Consider the following 22,161-nt stretch of genomic DNA (forward strand, 5'->3'; position numbering starts at 1 on the left):
TGTACCTAAATTCAGTAGTTTGGTATTTAGCTTTTGGTGGTTACCAAGGTACAACTGAAATTGTCGATGAATTAAGTACAGCCTTAAAGAACTCTAAATAATTAATAATTTTTTATTGACAAAACGAATAGATCCGGTCTAGGTTGATGTTCAACCTAGACCGGATCTTCTTATTAGATTAAAATTATTTAGAGTAGTAGATGTATAGTTGTAAACCACGAATGTAATCATTGTAGAATGCAGCTACATCACTTGATAAGTTTAAGTTATATACACGACGTACGTAATTTTGATTGTCTTCGTCAGAAATTTTTAAAACGTTTGACGCTGAAACAATAATTGGATAAGCAGTGATTAATTTCACATATTCCACAAAACACGTAGCTTTTAATTGCGTGTTTGCTTGTTGACTACAAATGTAATCATTAGCAGTTAACGTATCTAATACTTGGTTAAAACCATCAGTAATTAGAGTCGCTTCTTTTTTGAACTCTTCAGCAGTTTTGCCGTTTGGATATAAAGCTTTTACAGAACGTGCACCTGATTCACTTTCTGGATCAATGCTGTAATAAGTATCTAAACGATTTTTTACACGTGCTTTTAAAGCATTAAGTAAATCTTGTTTAAACTGTTGGTAAGTTTCTTTATCGTCGCGCGTACTAGGTGGGTTTGGATAGTTGTAACCAGGATTTAAACTTGGTTCACGAATAAAGCTAATTTCAGTGTTTAAGAAACTTGCAAAATCAGCGTACAGTAAAGGCCAGTTTACAACTTCTTCACTAAATTGTAGACGGTACTGATTTACTTTTGCGTACTCTGGAGATTCATAATCAAAGTTTGCTACTTGTCCTAAGTAGTAAGAGTAGTTTAGAGCAGCATCATTGATTAATTGATTGCTAGTTAAGCTACCTGTACCTTGATAGAAGTAGTTAAATTCATCTAGATTACGAATAATTACATCAGGTAATGATGGATAACCTAAAGTTTCAAGTTTCTTTTCAGCAGCAATTGGCTGTAAATCTTGTTCTTTATTATGTACGGTGTAGAGAACTGCGGCACTACCAATAGCTAAGGCTGCTAATCCACCGATTAAAAATTTAGTTTTACTCATAAAAATAAAGCGAGAAAAAGATAATAGTTATCTTAAGGTCGTACAACTTGGTACGCAATAATGCCTTAAGGAATGAAAAAATCTGGACGCGTCAAGAACTTCAAGAAAGCACAAGCTGCGTTATTTTAGTAATGATTACTCTAAGGTTAGGTGCGATTTTAGCTTAGATGAATATAAGATAGAAGTAAACTAAAAACCTAAATCCTTTTTAAAACCTACAAGTTTAGGTCAAAAAGTAAAATTAGTTTTTAGGGTTAACTACTCAGAGCTAAGATGCTCAAAGCTAAAATCCTTTTCTATCTTCTAAGACAATAGTTTTTGCGAAAAATTCTAAAAATTTAATCTAAAAAAGCAAAATTTGCTACCAAACATAAGAGTTATAGCTAATTTTACCATATTTTGCCTATGAAGAAAGATTTAGCTACATCGATAGAGTAAAGATTATCAAACCTTTTCTTCAGGCTTAAGACAGACAACAATAAGAAGATCCCTACTCTTGGTTGTCTGAAAATAATACCAGCTGACAAATCAGACCTAATCGACTGACAAGTGTAGTATTGTGCTTGCAAGCTGCTATAATAAAGAAGATAACAATAAGGACTAGAGCTTTGCTCTAGATTGGTGCTTATGGCATTCTTAGCATTTTTTGTCTATTATTTTGTGGGAGCTCTACCTAATTACTATTGGATAGAAAAAGGCTTTAAAGTTAATCTTAATGAACTTTTAAGTCGACGTCCCAATTACTTAATGTTTTCTTCGGTTAAATCAGTGCTCGTAATTCTAACCTTAATGGTTACTGATTTTGCTAAAGGGATTATCCCTCTATACGCGGGTTACCTCTTAGGGTTTACGAATTTAGAATTATCCTACTTAGTAATTGCCCTAATTCTTGGACACTATTACCCAGTATTTAATTACTTCCAAGGTCGTTTAGGGATGATGGTATGTATCGCCTCTTATACTACTTTAGGTTGGTCGGTAATGTTTGTGGCTTCCGGTATTTGGTTAGTAACCTATTTAATTAGTGGCTATCGCGTAGTTGCTAATGTACTTGTAGCTTTATTTATTCCGGTTTACATTTACTTCTTCTTAAATGTAGCCTACATTATTCCGGTAGTAACTCTATCGAGCGTTATAATCTTACGTCATACGGCACTATTGATCCGTACCCGTTATGGTTATTATTTACCTGACTGTAATGGTTTATTTCAACGTTTAGTGCGAGATAAAGATTTTCTCATATAACAACCGTAAATTTGTTAGATTATTTCTAATGAATTTGCGGTTTTATTTGTATAAACTTAAAAAGCAACTGACTAGTAATTTTAGTTAGTTTAACTTGTGATAAAATAAGAAATTGTTTGTAAACTTTTACCTCATTAAGCTTTATCGAGATTATTTTTAAATTTACCTAAAATTGTCTTAGCTTACTGGTAAAAGTAGTCCCCAGAATTTTTTACTTTTTTTGATTTCTCGGATTTACTCGTGGAAAATAAATATCACCATATTCAAGAACAAGTACAAGCTTTAACTTCTTTACTAGAAGAGACCGTACTTGAAACAGATGGTCAATCAGTATTAGATGTTCTTGATAAAATCTCTGCTTATTCTAAACGTGCTGGTGCAGGTGATAAAGAAGCGCGTGATCAGTTAGTTACTCTCTTAGGGATTATGAGTGACGATCTGATTATCCCCGTAGCGCGTTGTTTCTCGCATCTTCTTAACTTTATTAATACAACTGAACAGCACCAATTAACCAATAAAACCATTACGCAAAACGAAGATGACTATGCATCTCGTTGTTTTGAAGCTTTATTAGTAAGACTAAAAGAGCAAGGTTTTACTTTTGCGCAAGTTAAACCAACTTTAGAAAAACTATTTATTGAGTTAGTATTAACCGCGCATCCAACTGAAGCTACACGTCGTTCGATTATTCAGAAGCATAATGCTTTAGATGAGTGTTTAAAACAATTAGACGCTCCATCATTATCCGATGACGAATTAAATCGTATTACAATCCGTTTACGTCAGTTAATCTCAATGACTTGGTTAACTGATGAAGTGCGTACCATTCGTCCGACACCAATCGAAGAAGCTTCATGGGCAATGAATACAATCGAAGATTCATTATGGAAAGCTGTGCCCGAGTTTATTAAAAACTTAAACTACAGCTGCCAAAAAATCTTCGGTGAAGCTTTAGATCATCAATTCCAACCATTACGTATTTCTTCTTGGACTGGTGGAGACCGTGATGGTAATGGTTTTGTAACCCATAAAGTTACACAAACGGTAATTAATACCGGTCGCGCACGTTTTGCGAAAATTATGATGGACGATGTGCGTCGTTTATCACAAGAATTAACTATGCGTGCGGCTGATAGTGAGTTCTGTGTTAAATATAACGTTGATTACGAGCCTTATCGTCAAGTGCTACGTTTATTACGTTTACGCTTAAAAGCAACTATGGACTTTTTCGAAGGCTTAATTACTTCGGAAGATCAAGTTGTGTATCTAACGCAACAACAAGCGCTTGAACGTCAAACTCGCATGGAGCTTTATGACCTAGATAGTCACGATGCAACCGCGGACATTAGCAATACTTGGTCACGTTCGTTCCAAAAAGCAACATCAAACTTAATCATGTCGGATGCGGACTTATTAGAACCGCTTGAAGACATCTATCAATCACTATGTCGTAACAATCAACAAATTGTTGCTGATGGTCTTTTACTCGATATTCTGTATCGTGTACGTACGTTTGGGGTTACCTTATTCCGTTTAGACATCCGTCAAGAAAGTGCACGCCATGAAAAAGCAATCGCTGAAATTGTCGCTTTCTATGGATATGGTGATTACTACACTTGGACTGAACAAGAGAAAGTTGATTTCTTAGTACGTGAACTTTCTACCCCTCGTCCATTATTACCACCACACTGGACACCAAGTCCTGAAACAGCTGAAGTGCTTGCTACTTGTAAATTAGTAGCGCAACAACCTAAAGGGGTGATTAACGCCTATATTATTTCAATGGCGAAATCTGCGTCAGACGTATTAGAAGTAAAACTGCTTTTAAAACTATATGACGAGCAGCATAATTTAGGCATCGTTCCTCTGTTCGAAACTCTTGATGACCTTGAGAATGCTCCAGCAGTTATGCGTCAGTTATTTACTATTCCATGGTATAACGAGCATATCGAAGGTAAACAAATGGTAATGGTGGGTTACTCAGATTCAGCTAAGGATGCAGGTTTCTTTGCTGCAGGTTGGGCACAATATACTACTATGGAGAACTTAGTAGCTCTAGCTAAAGAGTTCGACATTAAACTAACGTTATTCCATGGTCGTGGAGGTACGATCGGTCGTGGTGGTTCACCAGCTCACGCAGCTTTACTTTCGCAACCACCTGGTTCATTAGAAGCAGGCTTACGTGTGACCGAACAAGGGGAAATGATTCGCTTTAAATATGGTTTACCTGCTATTGCCATGTTAAGTTTAGACTTATATGCTTCGGCAATTATTGAAGCGAACCTCTTACCACCTACTACGCCAAAACAAACTTGGCGTGATACCATGAAAGTCCTTTCAGAGGTTTCATGTAAAGAGTATCGTGATGTAGTATTTAATACTCCTGATTTCATTAAATACTTCCGTCAAGCAACGCCTGAAATAGAGCTTTCATCGCTAAATTTAGGTTCTCGTGCAGCTAAACGTAATGTTAATGGTGGGGTTGAATCTCTACGTGCAATTCCATGGATTTTTGCTTGGACGCAAAACCGTTTAACTCTTCCTACTTGGTTAGGTACTGGTTCGGCACTAAAAGAAGTTCTAGCCCAAGAGAAAGGTCGTGAAACTGTAATTGAAATGTTACGCGATTGGCCGTTTTTCTCAACGCGTATTGCTATGCTAGAAATGGTGTTCACTAAAGTTGATACTGAAGTATCAGAACTTTACGAACATAAACTCGTAGATCCGCAATTACATTACTTGGGTGCTGATTTACGTGCGCGTGCTGTAGACACTAAAGACGTAATTATGTCATTACACTCGGACAACGAACATAATCTCATGCAAGATAACCCATGGATTTATGCTTCGATCCAAAAACGTATGGCATATACTCTTCCATTACACCTATTACAAATTGAGCTCTTACATCGTAGTCGTCGTGGCGTTAATGATCCGCGCATCATTAAAGCCCTCTTAATTACGATTACCGGGGTAGCAGCTGGTATGCGTAATACTGGTTAATAATTAAGCAAAAAGACTTATGCAATAAGGTAAATAAAACATACCAAGTTGCATAAGTCTTTTGCATTTGTGGTTGTTTGTGGTTTTCAGGTTGTTTCCTGAAACTTAAATAGAGATTATCAGAAACTTCTGGCTCGTCATAACGATTACTTACAGTAATAAACACTCATATCACCGGATAGAAACTCTTCTTACTGTAACAGTTGCTCCTTTTCCTGTGATAGGTACTACCGCAATAGATACTCCTTGGAGGAGAAAGTTAATAATCTTTAGTTACTAATCTAAAGTTAATCATCTTAAATTGATTATCTAAAGTTACTAAAACATAAAATTGAACTTCATTTTTGCGATTAGAGAAGTTTTAACTTTTAGCTTTAGGGTGCTAGCACAAAATTAAATAATTAATCCTATAGCTTTTTAATCGGATAAATAGCGAACTAACTCTAAAAAATAAAGCTGAATATGCTATAATAGAGCAGATGTTTTTAAGCCTGTAAACATTACAGGCTCTGATTTTTTATAGGAACTATTTAAGTATAGTCGCTTAGATAGAAGTTTAACTACGTTAAGAGTATAGATCTCATTTAAGACCGCTAGTTTGCCTAGTTAAATGAGACGTTTAACTTAACTTTTTTGCAATATAAGATCCATGGCAGATTCAAATAACCAAGCACCTTCAGCGTTCAACGGACAAGTGCAACCAGTCAACATTGTTGATGAGTTAAAAACTTCGTACCTTGATTACGCGATGTCGGTAATTATGGGCCGCGCGCTGCCAGATGCGCGAGATGGCTTTAAACCGGTACACCGCCGCGTGTTATATGCTATGCATGTTGATGGACACACTCCAGATAAACCTTTCGTGAAATCGGCAGAGATTGTTGGTAAGGTAATGGGGTTATTTCACCCGCATGGTGACTCGGCGATTTATGGTACTTTAGTGCGTATGGCGCAAGACTTCAGTTTACGCTATCCTCTAGTTCAAGGTCAGGGTAACTTTGGGGGAAGAGGTGATGAAGCTCCTGCGGCAATGCGTTATACTGAAGCGCGCATGAGTAAAATGGCTTTAGAGTTATTACAGGATATCGATAAAGAAACTGTAGACTTTATCCCTAACTACTCAAATAAAACCGTAGAACCTTTAGTTTTACCAACACGTGTACCTAATCTGCTAATCAATGGTTCAAACGGGATTGCCGTAGGGATGGCAACTTATATTCCACCTCACAACTTAACCGAAGTGTTAAACGGTTGTGTTGCCTACGTAGATAATCCTGAAATTACAATTGATGAGTTAATGCAATATATCCCAGCACCAGACTTCCCTACAGGAGGTTTAATTTTAGGTCGTGGTGGTATTCGTGAAGCTTATCATACAGGTAAAGGTAAACTTTATTTACGTGCCGTATATAAAGTTTCAGAAGAATCTCGTGTAAAGAAAATCAATATTGTTGAAATTCCTTACCAAGTAAGTTATAACACGGTAATCGAACGTATTAATGAACTGATTAAAAACGATGAGATTCAAGGTATTACTGATGTTTTAAACTTATCGAAAAACGATATTAATATCGAATTACGTGTACATAAGGACTATGATCCACACGTAATTATGAATCAATTATTTGCTAAAACGGCATTACAAAGCTCAATTAGCTTTAATATGCTAGCGCTAAATAAAGGTAAACCACAAACTCTAAACTTAAAACAATTCATTGAAGTGTTTATTGAGTTTAGACGTGAAGTGATTACGCGTCGTTGCGTATTCGAGTTAAATCGTGATCGTAATCGTGCGCACATTTTAGAAGCTTTATCTGTAGCTTTAGCAAATATTGATGAGATTATTCACTTAATTCGTTCTAGTCAACGTCGTAAAGACGCAAACGATGCTTTAATGGCACGTGGTTGGGATTACGGCATTCTAAAACAAATGTTAGACGATGTAGGTGAGAATCCTGAAATTGCTCGTCCGGAGTTTTTAGAAAAACGTTACGGGATTAATGAGCAAGACGGTTTATACTACCTAACTCCAGAACAAGCTAAAGCTATCTTAGATATGCCATTAGCGCGTTTAACAGGTCTAGAACAAGAAACAATTACTGAAGAATACCAAAACTTAGTACGTGATATTGTACGTTTAACTGGTATTCTAACTGATCCGGCAAAATTAACCGCTGTATTACGTGAAGAATTAATTGAATGTCGTGATCGTAACCGCACTAAAGCGAACAACTACGACGCACGTTTATCAGCTATTTCTGACGAAGCTATTTCGTTAGATGATGAAAGCTTTATTAACAAAGAAGACGTAGTAATTACTTACTCACGTGATTCATATATTAAATTCCAAGCTTTAAACGAATACCGCAGTCAATCGCGCGGTGGGCGTGGGCGTCAAGCAACAGCAGTTAAAGAAAACGATGAAATTGATCAGTTAGTAATTGGTACAACTACTGATACTTTACTTTGCTTTACCAGTCTGGGACGTGTATTCAAGATTAAAGTATACAAATTACCACGTGCAACTCAACAATCACGTGGACGTCCAATTAATAACTACCTCAATTTACAAGACGATGAGCGCATTACGAACCTAATCATTCTTGATGAAGAAAATAGCGATAATGTCGAAGGTAAGTACCTCTTCTTTGCTACTGAACAAGGTAGAGTGAAGAAAACTAAATTAGAGCTCTTTAAAAACATTCGTGCTTCAGGTCTAAAAGCTATTACCTTAGCTAATACTTCGGTAGTGGCCGAAGAAGTTGAAGATGATAATCTAGCAGAAACAGCTGATAATATCGTTGATGAAGCAAATGGCGAAATTGAAGCTCTAGATACTAATGATGCAGCTCATGATGCTTTACCAGATCGTCTAGCGCAAGTATGCGTAATTAGTGATGGTGATCCGGTATACTTATTCTCACGTGCTGGTCATGTAAGTGCATTTAGTTCTGATTGCGTAAGAGCTCAAGGTCGTACTTCACGTGGAGTGCGCGGTATGCGTCTACAAGAGGGGGATGACCGTGTAATTGCTGTTATCGTACCAAAAGATAATGATCCTGTATTAACCGTTACTGAACGTGGTTTAGGTAAACGTACAAATCTTGATTTAATTCCTTTACGTACTAATCGTGGTTCTAAAGGGGTACGTATCCATAAACTATCAGAGCGTGCTGGTTCAGCAGTTATTGGTGCAGCGCAAATTAACGATCGTGATCAGTTAGCGATTATTACTGATGGCGGTAAATTTGTGCGCATTAATGCTAATGAGATCCGTCTAACAGGTCGTGTATCTTCAGGAGTTAAACTAGTTAATTTAGTTAAAGGTGAACTTGTAGCTTCGATTGAACCTATTGTTGATGGTCAAAGTATCGAAGAGGAAGATCGCCTAGCAGCACAAGCTCATGCACAAGCTGAACAAGCTTTTGCAGCTGATACTGCAGATAACTCAAACGCAGCTCAAGCAACTATTGATAATGCACCTATTTCAGCAAGTGATTACGCTGATGATCAAGATCAAGATCTAGAAGATGATTTAGATACTGATTTAGATGCAGAGTAAAATCTAGAGTACAAGAATGAGTAGAAAGCAGCATAATGCTCAACTCATTACTCTAAACCTTAAACGACGTAAGTCATTTATATCCTAGTTATTAACAATAAAACTTCCTTAAGTAGTTTTATTTTCAATAAAAACCTCGAACTTGGCATTAACTAGGTTCGAGGTTTTTTTCTGTAGAATTATGACGCAAAACAAGCATAAAGCAAATGTAGACGCTAACGAGATCGCTAAGTTCTCCCAAATGGCTGGAGACTGGTGGGATTTAAATGGTAGCTTTAAATTAATTCACCGTTTAAATCCAACTCGTTTAGCTTATGTGCAACAACAAGCTCTTGCCCAAGGAATTGGCTCTCTAGTAGGAAAAAAAGTTCTTGATTTAGGTTGTGGAGCGGGGATTCTGGCTCATGCTTTAGCTTTACAAGGAGCTGTAGTTACAGGCATAGATATGGCTGAACAAGCCCTTGAAGCAGGTAAAGCCCATGCTCAACCTTTTAATTTAAGTAACTTAAATTATGAATTAATCACGGCTGAAGACTTTGCGCAACAACATGCTGGGACTTTTGATGTAGTGTGTTGCATGGAGATGGTAGAGCATGTGCCAGACTATAGTTCAATTTTAGCCGCAGCTGCCAAAATCTTAAAACCGCAAGGTTTATTAGTTATGTCAACGATCAATCGTACGTGGCAAGCACAATTACAAATTATTGAAGCGGTTGAGAACTATTTAAAATGGCTACCTCGCGGTACTCATGAGTATCAAAAATTTATTAAACCAGCTGAATTAATTACGGCTGCTAATAAGTTTGGCTTAGAAGCTGTTGACGCTACAGGTTATAAATATAATCTGTTTACGCAAAAGTTTTTTTTAAGTGATAATTTAGACGTAAATTATTTAGTAAGCTTTGTAAAGCGAGCTTAAACGTTATTTGTAATAACGTAATAGCATAAGAACGTAAGAACATAAAAGCTTGCTTACTAGAGTTTAAAAGTAAAATACCAACTTTGAGTTTAGTTATCTGATTTTAGATCTTAGTTTTTTAACTTAGATTTTTTCTGAGTTTATTGATCTAAAATCTTGAGGCGCTCTAGTTGGTATTTTGCGTTTGGCTATTAGCTACTTGCTAAAGTAGCTAAAGATTATTGGCATCTTAAGAGATTTTACTAGCTATTAATTCAAAGCTAGTTTAAAATAGAAAGTGCACTTTGTAAAAAGTGTAGATGATTATTTAGCGTTTTGATTTTTATCGTATTAGTGAGGATAAATATTTCTCTATGGTAAAACTTAAGTTCCTTGCATGTGCCCTATTGGGGATTAGTGCGCTAACTTTAGCTCAAGCTGACTCGCGCGCCGCAACAACCGTAACCTCTCATAATCCCCAAGCAGATACTTATATTGATGCGCAAGGAAATATTGTCTTTCAAGCACGGTGGCAAAATATTATCCCCGCTGGTACTAAATTAGCACCAGTGCAATTTTTACAGCGTAATGCTAAAGAAAACCCCGCTTCTTTAGATCCGAATAAAATGTCGGATGCTAACTCGATTAATATTGCACGTTCGTTATTCGACACTCTAGTGCGTCAAGCACCAGATGGTCGCTATGTTGGTGTTGCTGCGCAAAAATGGATGCAGTCGGCAGATGGTTTAACTTGGACGTTCTTCTTACGTCCAGAAGCTAAATGGTCTGATGGTAAGCCAGTAACGGCGCAAGACTTTGTTGATTCTTGGCAAAGACTGGTTAATCCTAAAACAGGTTCGGTATATATCGATTATTTAGCTAATGCTAATGTAGTTAATGCTAAAGAAATTGCCCAAGGGAAAAAACCTGTAAGTTCACTTGGGGTAAAAGCTTTAGATACTTATACTTTTGAAGTGAAATTACATCAGGTAACTCCTTGGTTTACGCAATTAGTAACTTTAGGGGTTTTAGCTCCTGTACGTAAAGATTTAATTGATAAATATGGTGATAAATGGACAAATCCTGAACATTTTGTGGGGAATGGTCCATACTTATTAACTGAAAATTTAATTAACGACCATATTACCTTTACCAAAAACCCAACCTATTGGGATAAAGATAACGTACAAATTACTAAATCTACTTATATTTTCTTAACAGACATTAATAGTGTTTATAATCGCTATTTAGCTAATGAACTCTTAACTTCAGATATCCCACCATCTTTATACGATAAGATTTTGAAACAACGTCCAGAAGAAGTTAAAGAATATATTGATCCTTTAACTTGGAGTATCTACTTTAACGTTGAGAAAGTAAAAGATGCGCGTGTACGTCGTGCTTTTAAATTACTCATTGATAATAAATTCTTAACCAATGTAATTTTAAAAGCTGGTCAACCTACGACCATTTTTACCCCAACTTTTGTTGCTGATGGGCAATTAGCGCAAGAAGAAGCTTATTTTAGTCGTAGCCACGAACAAAATGTAGCCCAAGCAATTAAGCTTTTACAAGCTGCTGGTTATACAAAAGAAAAACCATTTACTTTTACGCTTACTGCTCCTCGTGATCAATTAATTAATAATACTTTAATTGCGATTCAAGGTTGGTTACAACAAAAATCTGGTGGTCTAGTTAAAATGACTGCCAATATGTTGGAATCTAAAATCTACGAAAGCGTAGTACAAAGTAAAAACTATACAGCACGTATTGGTTATATTCGTGGAGATTATGATCAAGCTTCAGCCTTTTATAACACACTCTTATGTGATAACGGGCAAAACTCTACAAATTGGTGTAATCCGCAATACGACAAATTAGTGCTAACAGCCAATAAAACAGTCGATCCATTAGCGCGTGCAGAATTATATGCGCAAGCAAATAAAATTATTCAGCAAGATACACCTGTAGCTCCGATTTATCTTAAAGGTGCTTATTTACTTAAGTCTCCGGCTTTAGGTGGTTTAAGCTTAAAAGTGAAACGTCGTTTCTTACGTGATTACTACGTAATTGACGCTAAGGTTGCTCCGGCTAACTAAAGGGTTAAGCGAGTAAGAATAATAGTGTTAAGTACTTATTAGATTTATTGGACTTATTAAACTAATTAACTTATTTTGCTTTCTTAACCAATTCTGATAGTTTGGACACACAGAAAATATACCTTAATTTATAATTAGTTAAGGAAAAAGAGCAAGAAATCTTAAAAAAATTATGGTTTTGCCGTAAATTTATGGTAATCTAAAAAGAGCAGGGCAATATAACTCGCGACATTAGCTCGCTTTGACTAAGTATTTTTAAGTTATTGCTAAAAGAATGGGGTACTTATGATTTAAGTTATCTCTAGATTTTGCTTCTTAAAGTACACCTCGCATTTATATGCACACTCGCTTTTTATAAGCCGTAAAAGCCTTACATCTTAATAGTTGAGTATTATTAAGGGGTTGGGTTCGAAGATTAAGATTAGATTAAGTTATGCACTAATGCCCTATTCCTCGTTTGAGGAAAATATGAATATAAAAAAAGCTACTCCTTGTGAGTAGCTTTTTTTAATTCTTATTACATGCGTTCAACTACTTTAATGCCTAATAAATCTAGACCTAAAGCAATTACTTGCGCAGTATAGTTAATTAAGTTAATACGTGAAGCCTGTAATGCAGCATCTTCAGTTTTAGCAACATTTACGTGTTCGTAGAAACTATTGAAAGTTGAAGATAACTCATATAAGTAAGCACAGATTAAATGCGGCATTAATTGATTTTCAACTTTAGTTAAGACGTCAGCAAATTCTTGTAGTTTAAGTACTAAATTACGTTCGTGTTCATTTGTAATTTGTACTTGTGGATCTGCAGGTAAAGCAAAACGACGTAAAATTGAACGAATACGTGCATATGAATATTGCATATATGGTGCTGTATTACCTTCGAACGAAATCATGCGATCCCAATCGAAAATGTAATCCGTTGCACGGTTTTTACTTAGATCTGCATATTTAACCGCACCATAAGCTAGAGCCTCAACTAACGCTTGACGCTCATCACCAGTTACGTCAGAATTACGTTCGTTAAGTAAGTTAGTTGTACGTTCTACAGCTTCATCTAAAAGATCACCTAAACGTACTACCGAGCCTGAACGTGATTTAAATGGTTTACCATCAGTACCTAACATCATACCAAAACCAGCATGAGTAATAGTTGTACTTTCTGGAACATAACCTAAACGACGAGCAATGATCTCGATTTGCGCAAAGTGGTTAGCTTGACGGCTATCTGTACAATAGATAATTTGTTGCGCTTTAAAATGCTCAACACGGAACTTCATGGCTGCTAAGTCTGTAGTTGCATATAAGTAACCACCATCAGATTTACGTAGGATAACCCCTAAATCTTCACCATCTTTGTTTTTAAATTCACTTAAGTGAGCTACTACGGCTCCTTGGTCAACTGTAGCTACACCTTGATCTAAAGCGTCTTGTACTACACCTGGTAGATATGGGTTATATAGAGATTCACCCATAATATCATCGTCGGTTAGAAGTACGCCTAGACGTTTATAAGTACGGTTGTTTTGGCTCATGGTAATGTCAACTAGTTGACGCCATTTTGCTAAATAGTGCTCATCACCTGCTTGTAATTTAACAACTAAACTACGTGCATATGTTTGGAACGCTTCATCAGCATCAAAGCGAGCTTTAGCAGCACGGTAGAAGCCATCAAGATCATGGATGCTAACATTAGCCGCAGCAGGATCTTTTTCTACCTCTTCCATGTACGCCATTAACATGCCAAATTGCGTACCCCAGTCACCAATGTGGTTAGCTTTAATTACCTTGTGACCAAAGAACTCAAGTACACGCACTAATGAATCACCAATAATCGTGGTACGTAAGTGACCTACGTGCATTTCTTTGGCAATATTTGGAGCTGAATAGTCAACAACAATCGTTCTCGGAGTCGAAGTTTTTAAGCTCGTGCCTAAATTAGCAATACCTGGAGTTAATTTTGCTAACCAAGCATCGTTTAAAAAGAGGTTAATAAAGCCAGGACCGGCCACTTCTACTTTCGCAAACTCTAAAGCATGCTTAGCTGCGAAAAAAGTTGCAAACTCTTGCGCTAAATCGCGTGGTACGACACCTAAAGTTTTAGCTAAAGGTAAAATACCATTTACTTGGTAATCACCAAATTGTGCGGCTTTAGTAGTTTTAATAATGGCTGGGTAAATAGTACCTGCGTCAAGTTTGTCAGCATTAGCATGACTACGAATAAACTCGTTTAAACTTGAAGTAATAATGTTTTCAAGATACTCACGTAAAATAAAAGGAGTCATAATTTTACCGTAACTAGTTAATTTAAGTCCTAGCTATGCCTAAGATCTTGACTTAGGCATAACTAGCGACTTAATAAAGCTATTTAAATACTGTGTATACAGGAGCGTGATCTGATGGTTTATCCATTTTACGAATATTATAAGCAATATCTGAATCACTTACATGCTCAACTAAATCTTGCGAACACATAATTAAGTCAATGCGTAAGCCGCGGTTTTCTTCAAAACCGTTTGAACGATAGTCAAACCACGAATATCTTTCTTCTTGTTCTGGATAAACAACGCGGTAAGTATCAACCAGACCTAACTCGTAAAGTGTTTCCATCCATTCGCGTTCTTCAGGTTGGAACGAACATTTACCTGTACGTAACCAACGACGAGCATTAACCGGACCAATACCAATATCAATATCTTTAGGACTAATATTGTAGTCGCCCATAATAATTAAACGATAATCTGCTGGTGTTTGTTTAATAAACTCAACTAGATCTTTATAAAACTTACGTTTGGCTGGAAACTTCACATCATTATGAATGCTATCACCTTGAGGGAAGTAGCCATTGATTACGCGTAGTTTACCTAGTTCAGGGTGCTCAATGTCAATGGTAATTAAACGACGTTGGGCATCTTCTGGATCGGTCGGAAAACCATAGTATACGTTTTCAGGTTTATATTTAGTGTAAATCGCTACCCCGTGGTGCGTTTTTTGCCCAAAGTGATACACGTGGTAATCATTGGCAAGTAAATTTTCTGGGTAGTGATCCGAGTGCACTTTAATTTCTTGCAGCCCAATAATATCAGGTTGCAAAATTTCGTGTACGGCAAATAACTGCTCTACGTGTGCACGCACACTATTAATATTAAAACTTACAATTTTCATGAAATAAATAACAAACTAGTGTAGCTAAGTCTAAAATAGACTTAGCTACAAGAAAAAATGTCTAGTTAAGAGTAACGATTTTTACTGCTGATACACCAGAAACAATTGCGGCAACACGTGCTGCAGTTTCAGTTTGTTCGCTCGTTGCTTTTGACAGTAAGAATACTACTCCGTTTTGCGTAATAACTTTAATTTTTGTTGAAGGAATGCCTTTAGTAAGCGCTAAACGCGATTTAACTTGCGCCGTAATTGCCGAATCGGTAATGTTACTGCTAATAGTTGGATTAAATCGCGTATTCACTTCAATTTGATTTAAGATCTGGTCAACACCGTATACTTGGGTTACCACTTTATAAATATTATCTGCTAATTCTTGGCTAAGAGCTTGACCAATGAGTAAAGTTTTACCTTCCCATACTACAGCTGTAACACGATGTGGAAAGCGATTTGATGGATAAGCATTCTCAATGCTTTCATTGATATTGCTTTCTAAAGCTGTATCAGATAGTTTAGCTTGTACACTACTACCTGAAGATGAACTGCTGGTCGAAGAACTAGAGTTATTAGTACAAGCTACTAAGCTTGCTGCTAAGGCGATAAGCGCTACTGAACTAAGGAGTTTTTTAAACATAAAGTTTCCTTATTTACAGGTGTAAATTAGAGACTAAGATGGGCTAGTTTTATAATAGCAAATAATGCGTTAAAACTATGGACTTTTGTTAAAGATATAGTTAGTTGAGCACAAGTTTTTTTGTGCTTAAGATTAATAATAGCTTTAAGGAGCCAATAGGCTCCCTAAAGCTATTATTTTTTATAATCTTTTAACTAGTCTTTGTGGTGTATCACTTATCTAGTTTTAACGTTCTTAATTAATCAAGTTTGATCTTAGTTAATTTTTAAGAATTGTCCATCAACCACTTGGTAAACATTGTAGTAGTTATTAATTACACAACGATTACCTGATGGAATAATAAACTTACCTGTAACGCCTGATACTGTGTAGTTGTCAACTGTACGTAAAGCGTTGTAGTTTTGTGCTAGTTTGAAAGCATCATAACCGAAAGCATAAAGACGTCTTAGAACATAAGAACTAGAGATTTCTTTATTAGCTTTTTTCGCTAGAGATGAGTTTGCATCACCGATAATTGATGAATCTGTGAAATATACATTTTTCAGATCCGCAAGTTTAGGACCATTTAAAGATTCATTGTTAGATTTATTAGTTGCAAAAATCTTAATTTTGTTATTCGGTGAAGCAAAGTTTAGCGCCGAGTTAAAGTTTAAAAGATTCTCTGGGTTACCTAAGAATAGTACAGCATCCGGTTGTGGATTACGTGCTAAAAGGTTTCTTGCTTGGGTAGCAATGTTGCCAGAGTTAAACGTCATGGTTTGTACGTTTTGTTGTTTTAAGTTTAACCAAGCGGTAGCAAAAGCATTAGCCGCACGAATTGACGAACTTGTATTATCAGAGATAATAATAGGTTGTCTTACTTTTAATTGACGCATTACATTAGCAATAGTAGTACCTTCTTCTTCAATACGTAAATTGAAGTAACATGCCTTTGGATTGTAAGTGTCAACCGCGTTTAGCATGATTTCTGGTACTTTAAGATTTAGCTGATTCGCAGCTAATAAGTCTTCTTGTTTTAATGGTCCAATAATAATGTCCGAACCTTCAGAAGCTCGCGTAATTGCTGATTCAATGCTTTCTTTCGAAGTGTCTAAGTAGCTAACAGTTGCTACTTTACCCATATCTACGTTGGCTTGATCAATACCTGCACGAATTGCATTAGATAGTACAGTGTAGTTACCATCAAATGGTAATAATACGGTTACGTATTTGTATTGAGTTTGTACGGCTGCGGTTGTTTGTTTAAACAGATTAGGAGTGGTTAAGGCTGCAGGTTGTCTGTACTGCGCATAAGTTTGTTTCCAAGCATTATATTGACTGGCTAAAGCTTGAGCATTATTCGCGCTATTAGTAGTAATCAGCGCTAAACGATACCAACCAGTGTTAATTGAGCTAGTTGATTTTTGTGCTAAGTTTTCAAGAGTGCTTGGAGCAACATTACCTAAACGATCTACAACAAAGTTTACTAACTCTAATTTGTATTGATCGTTTACACGAGCATAAGCTGCGTTAATCGTATTTAAACCTTGATCATAGTTACCAGCATTAAAACTATTTAATGCTGATAATTTAGCAGCAGATACTTGTTCATTAATTTCTAACTTCGAAGTATCAATATTGTTGCTTTTACTTAGTAATTCAGGATCGTTAGTTAATTGACCTAATTTTGCTACTAAATAGTTATATTGAGTGTTTTGACGCGCATCGGTCGATGAAGTATATGCTTTTACGTAGTATTTAGCTGCGTCGTATTTATTTTCGGATGTTAAGCTCGCGATTAATTTAATTAAGATTTCGTTTTTAACGTATGGATTACGTTGGGTATTGTAATGATTAATTAAAGCTTGCGAGCTATAACTATTGGCTTTTAATTGCGTTAAAAACGCTTTATCAGCTTGAGTTAAAGTTTTAGCATCTGCTAATTGGCTAACTGTAGTACCAGTCGAACTACTTGTTGGAGCTGGGGGTGCCATACATGAGGCTAGAGCAAGGGCTAAAGCTGTTGCTACCCCTACTTTGCCAAGAGTAGATTTAATCTTCATGGGTTCTAAATAAAAAGTAAGAACTAAAATATTCGGGAAAGCAAAAGAGAATCCTCACAAATATAGCTAGGGATTTTTCTAGTCTCTTTGCATCTAAGAGAAGGAAGCTAAAAAGCTTCCATAAGTATTCTATTATAGCAAAACAGCGCCTTATTTGACAGAAATAAAGCAATAAATTATCGGGATAAAGATGTATAAACGGCAAAACCCAAGAGTATTAACTCTTGGGTTATAAAGTGATTAAAAAGTACACTAAGAAGTGAATCGTGTTTTTAGAGGAGATATTCCTAAAAGATATACCTTGCTTAGTAAAAAATCGCTGTCGGATTATTTAATGCGGCAAAGAATTTTTTCTGTACTTTAAGTGAGATCGGATAATTGAAATAGCTTAGAGCTTCCTTGGCTAATTCTGGTTTATTCGCATTAAAATAGTTGGCAGCTAATTGGAGAATCGCAGCATTGCGAACTACATAGAAAGCACGACTATTAATAATACTTTGCAGTTGCTCATTGCTTAAGCGGTTATGCGCAATATCAATCATTTGTTGTTGCTCTTTGGCATTAACACGCATTTCAATATAGTAGTAAATGTTAGGGTTAGAGATCACAGCATAAGCACTGTTTTTCTCATCGTACACTACGGCAAAGTTTTGTTTAGTAGCTAGAGACTGAGCTGTAGTTTGCGCACAGTTAGTACATGCACTAAGTGCGCTGCCAAAAAATAATGCACACCCTAACATGATTAAAGTTGAGAGAATATGAATGAGTGTGTTTCATTTGTTTTACGTGTTTTTAATACCATCTAACCGATAGTTATAGGTAAGTTGTACCTAATTGTATTATAAAGAGGCATATAAGTAAATCGCATTAATTTATTTTCAAGGTCTATAAAATGTTAACTTTTTGGCAAAAATTTACTTTTTGTCACATGAGGAGAGATGAAAATGCTCGCAAATTGCAAAATTGACGCTAATTGTTAACAATTTTCAAATATTTATATATTGTTAACTAGTTAAATTTGCTCTGTGGTTTGCATTTTGCTGTAGGTAAAAATTTCAGCATAATGGAGTATGGAGAGTACGTAAAAATAAGCACCCTAGCGAATGCTAGGGTGTTGCAGATGTTTATCTAAACTAGAAGAATATTTTGCAAAGTTTTACCTTGAATGTTTTGCTTAATAAATTCTCTAATGTGTTGCGGGATCTTGTATTTAGTAAACAGATTTTCATCTATTTCGTCTAATGAATGAGAGTTCCACCAACTTTCGTTATAGTCTTGGATTGGAATAGCACCCCAACTAGTAGTTGAGTGTTGGGAATGTTTATTAAGAAAGAGTAAAGCTCTCGCAAATCTAGTCATGAGATATTTAGCATGTTTAAATGCAGTCTCTTGATCAGTAAATGATCCAGAAGTTAGCCATGTTTCAGTGCACGCTGTATGAGGTGGCGTGACCATAATATCTGCATAAGCACCTCCTAAGCCAGTTTGCTGATCCATATTTCCCCATGCATAAGGGACAAAAACTTTATACCGCTCTAAGGTATTGGTTTTATCTTTGAGCTTATATTCGGAGGAGAGGTAAACTTTATGGCGTTTACGTCTTTCTCCGATCCAAAGCTCATAATCGGTAGAGGAATTTCTTTGTAGACTGATAAACTGTTCGGGGATTTGTTGTAAAGACACTATGCCATAAGCTTTGCGAGGAGAAGTAATATCTTTAAGGCTGCCTTTACGTCGCAAGTCGCTTAAAACATATTTTAAGAGGTCTTGTAATTCTTTCGGTTTTTCTGTATCTGTAATCTTTATTGGGAGTAAAGTTGTAACAGGTGCTGATCCGTTAGTTAGTATTAGTTGTTTTCCTTGTAATTGATTGTTGTAATTTCTTTTCCAGAGAATAATATTTATCCACTCTGCGCCTACAACTTTAAATAAATTTTGTCGATTATCGATAAAAACTATTTGCGAATCACGTTTTACTTGTGTGTTATTTAACTTGTGTAAATTGTTAACCTCTTTAGGTGCTTGCCAACCGGTGGGAAAGATTAAAGATACTAAGTTAGCTGTGTTTTTGGCTAAAAGATAAAAATCGGCATAAATCTGTTGCTTAGATTTATTTTGATAAGGAGGATTGCCCACAATTACATCAAATTTCACCATAGCTCCTATAAAAATTATGAAAAGATTAAATTAATTTAAGGGATTTTCCTTGATAATCTCGGATATCAAGGATAAGTTTGACTAATAAACTTAGAGTAGCTATTTGCTTACTTTTTAAGCAATGCTAAACAAAAAAGTTTTTACTTTTGTTTTTAATTACTGAAAATACTCAAGTTTATTCGTTTCCCTATTCATAATCTTTACTCTCGTGCCTTGGGAGCTTGGGGATTTAATATTTTCCTGATCTTTTGGTTCAGATAAAGGGATAATCCCTTTTAAACCATCCATCTGGAAAATACTGTATGAAATAATTGTGGCGATCTTTTTTAAGTCTGTTATTGGTGGTTCTTTGTGCCATTTATCCAAATAATAATCAAGATAAGTAAAGAGTAAATTCTTACGGGCAATTAATAAAGAATCACCACTACACTCAAAACCATAACTAGCTTTATAAGCTCTGAATACCAGATCTTTCCATAAAGCTTTGGTTTTGACTTGCCGTAGTTTTTGTAACTTTTTATCCAAAAAGCCTACTCTTTGCGTAAGAGGAATAAACTCTCCGGTAGTTATATCATATCTTGAAGCTATATAGGGAGCTTCCCCACAAGTTATTTCGAGCCCCTTAAATTGAATATAGGTCGTTAAATCAACTTCTCCTAATTCTTTTTCGATTTGTTCATTTTGGAGCTTAATAACTCCTAAGGGAGTTGTTACTTCAGCTTTTACTTTAGTGCGTAATTTTCGTAGATTTGAGGTTTTAACCGCACGATGGGTTATAAGATTGGCATGTTCTCCTGTAATTAAGTTAGGTGTAATTTGAGCTCGAGCTTGATAAGCACTCCATAGGTGTTGATAGTCATGTATTGCCCAAATAATATTTTACTTGCTTCTAGATCCTGAAGTTGTACGATCAATTAGCAAGATCTCTAAAATTTCTGGATATTTTTCAAGTAACTTTTCTCCAGAAATTGCGGTTATTGGTTTGTCTTTTACTGCTTCTTTTTTAATTAAAGAGTTAGTCGCTTTAGGAGGAGATTTTGGAGTCATATTTAACCATATTAATTTTTTAGTTAATTTTATTGGAACCGTTAATTCATACCTTGCATAAGGCTCGAAGACTTATACCACCTAAAGCAATAATGATTTATGTATTACTATCTAATGCTATCTGCTACTATTTATTAACATAGAAGTTAGTTGCATATTTATGCCGTGGTGTAAAGTCTTGTAGTCATAGTCCTTTGTAAAGGATAGGTAGATTGGTTTTAGTCAGTTTATGCTATTTTAGCATATGAAAAATAGTTATTTTTATCTACTCCCTAGGGGAGTATGTAAAGGATCTGGGTAGTCATAAAAAGATGTCATTACTACTAAAAAAAGTTGTATTGGTAAGTATTATTAAGCCTGCTTCAGTATGATTAAGCTATATTCAAATAGCTAGAACGCAGTTAAAATTAAAAATACGACAACGCAAAAAGACTAGATCTCTGATCTAGTCTTTTAAAGAAAATTTAAATTGTAATTTACATGCTTGCTTTAAATGCTTAATTTAAATGCAAGCTCTTGTAAATAGTAGCTATCTTATAGACCTAACTTACTTTTTAATGCAGAGTATAAAGTGTTTTGACTTGAATCTGCTGATGATGAAGAGAAGTATGATAGAGCTTTTTTAGCCATTGAAGTATTGTTTGAGCTTAAGTAGTTTGAAGCTAGTTTTAATGAAGCTGCATTTTTCACATAGCTATTTAATGAGCTATTTGATAATAAGCTGGTTAAACTTGAGTTTGATAATTTATTTGCTGCAATGCTAGATAATAATGATTTATCAGATGAAGTTAATGAACTTAAAGCAGAAGTAGCGCTAGTTACTGATTGTACTTTGCTTGTTAAGCTAGATAAATCAGCTGAAGCTGTAGTAGCTGTTGCTAAAGTTAAAGCTGCTAATACTAAAGTTGTTAATTTACGCATAATAAAAATCCTTTGAGATACGATGATTTAAGGTTAGCACATTATACTAATAATTTATAAACATGTGAAAAACATACTAGTATTATTTATAGCTAACCAATATTTACTTTGTAGTTATAGGGATTTCGAGTTAGATATCAAACTATTTATCTCTATATAACGGTTTTTTAATTAAAAAAGTTCATATCCTAAGGTTGTCTGAAGGGAATATGAAGATAGTCAGAATTGGTTGGAAGTACTGTTTAAGCATATTTAAGTGTGGCTAATCTTAAGTATAGGTG

At 35.6% G+C, this 22,161-nt stretch carries 15 protein-coding genes; 5 read left to right on the forward strand and 10 right to left on the reverse strand.

Annotation, left to right across the window (positions count from 1 at the left end; all coding sequences use genetic code 11):
* Positions 1–184: 184 nt before the first annotated feature.
* Positions 185–1,111, reverse strand: coding sequence for a hypothetical protein (locus CKF58_RS07245; protein WP_119532446.1), 927 nt, complete (start codon positions 1,109–1,111; stop codon positions 185–187).
* Positions 1,112–1,738: 627 nt separating this feature from the next.
* Here CKF58_RS07245 and CKF58_RS07250 point away from each other — a divergent pair.
* The 5 genes from CKF58_RS07250 to CKF58_RS07270 all read left to right on the forward strand — a co-directional run bounded on the left by CKF58_RS07250 (position 1,739) and on the right by CKF58_RS07270 (position 11,918).
* A complete protein-coding gene (locus CKF58_RS07250; protein WP_119532448.1) occupies positions 1,739–2,356 on the forward strand; it encodes a glycerol-3-phosphate acyltransferase in 618 nt (205 codons plus the stop codon).
* A 240-nt stretch (positions 2,357–2,596) separates the two neighbouring features.
* Positions 2,597–5,359: a phosphoenolpyruvate carboxylase gene (ppc, locus tag CKF58_RS07255; RefSeq protein ID WP_245959247.1), complete on the forward strand. Its 2,763-nt coding sequence runs from the start codon at positions 2,597–2,599 to the stop codon at positions 5,357–5,359.
* Between the two features lie 649 nt (positions 5,360–6,008).
* On the forward strand, positions 6,009–8,921 hold the full coding sequence (locus CKF58_RS07260) for a DNA topoisomerase (ATP-hydrolyzing) (RefSeq protein ID WP_119532450.1): 2,913 nt from the start codon (positions 6,009–6,011) through the stop codon (positions 8,919–8,921).
* A 181-nt stretch (positions 8,922–9,102) separates the two neighbouring features.
* Entirely contained in the window at positions 9,103–9,840 is a 738-nt protein-coding gene (gene ubiG / locus CKF58_RS07265) for a bifunctional 2-polyprenyl-6-hydroxyphenol methylase/3-demethylubiquinol 3-O-methyltransferase UbiG (protein ID WP_119532452.1), read from the forward strand.
* Positions 9,841–10,193: 353 nt separating this feature from the next.
* Entirely contained in the window at positions 10,194–11,918 is a 1,725-nt protein-coding gene (locus CKF58_RS07270) for a peptide ABC transporter substrate-binding protein (protein WP_119532454.1), read from the forward strand.
* 517 nt (positions 11,919–12,435) lie between these two features.
* On the opposite strand, the gene argS is transcribed toward CKF58_RS07270, so the two are convergent.
* The 9 genes from argS to CKF58_RS07310 all read right to left on the reverse strand — a co-directional run bounded on the left by argS (position 12,436) and on the right by CKF58_RS07310 (position 21,880).
* Positions 12,436–14,202 (reverse strand): arginine--tRNA ligase, encoded by a 1,767-nt coding sequence (gene argS, locus CKF58_RS07275; protein ID WP_119532456.1) that lies wholly within the window; start codon positions 14,200–14,202, stop codon positions 12,436–12,438.
* A 79-nt stretch (positions 14,203–14,281) separates the two neighbouring features.
* Positions 14,282–15,082, reverse strand: coding sequence for an exodeoxyribonuclease III (xthA, locus tag CKF58_RS07280; protein WP_119532458.1), 801 nt, complete (start codon positions 15,080–15,082; stop codon positions 14,282–14,284).
* A 61-nt stretch (positions 15,083–15,143) separates the two neighbouring features.
* Positions 15,144–15,713 (reverse strand): BON domain-containing protein, encoded by a 570-nt coding sequence (locus CKF58_RS07285; protein WP_119532459.1) that lies wholly within the window; start codon positions 15,711–15,713, stop codon positions 15,144–15,146.
* 254 nt (positions 15,714–15,967) lie between these two features.
* Complete coding sequence (locus CKF58_RS07290; RefSeq protein WP_119532461.1) at positions 15,968–17,755, reverse strand: penicillin-binding protein activator; 1,788 nt, start codon at positions 17,753–17,755, stop codon at positions 15,968–15,970.
* 305 nt (positions 17,756–18,060) lie between these two features.
* Positions 18,061–18,495 (reverse strand): hypothetical protein, encoded by a 435-nt coding sequence (locus CKF58_RS07295; protein ID WP_119532463.1) that lies wholly within the window; start codon positions 18,493–18,495, stop codon positions 18,061–18,063.
* 388 nt (positions 18,496–18,883) lie between these two features.
* Positions 18,884–19,912: an Eco57I restriction-modification methylase domain-containing protein gene (locus tag CKF58_RS07300; RefSeq protein ID WP_119532465.1), complete on the reverse strand. Its 1,029-nt coding sequence runs from the start codon at positions 19,910–19,912 to the stop codon at positions 18,884–18,886.
* Between the two features lie 156 nt (positions 19,913–20,068).
* Positions 20,069–20,437, reverse strand: coding sequence for a hypothetical protein (locus tag CKF58_RS07305; protein ID WP_119532467.1), 369 nt, complete (start codon positions 20,435–20,437; stop codon positions 20,069–20,071).
* 354 nt (positions 20,438–20,791) lie between these two features.
* Positions 20,792–20,959 carry a hypothetical protein gene (locus CKF58_RS08495; protein ID WP_222987762.1) on the reverse strand — a complete coding sequence of 56 codons (168 nt, stop codon included), beginning with the start codon at positions 20,957–20,959 and terminating at the stop codon, positions 20,792–20,794.
* A gap of 534 nt (positions 20,960–21,493) precedes the next feature.
* Positions 21,494–21,880 (reverse strand): hypothetical protein, encoded by a 387-nt coding sequence (locus tag CKF58_RS07310; RefSeq protein WP_119532469.1) that lies wholly within the window; start codon positions 21,878–21,880, stop codon positions 21,494–21,496.
* Positions 21,881–22,161 lie beyond the last annotated feature (281 nt).

This window comes from Psittacicella hinzii (assembly GCF_003585935.1).
GTDB lineage: Bacteria > Pseudomonadota > Gammaproteobacteria > Enterobacterales > Psittacicellaceae > Psittacicella > Psittacicella hinzii.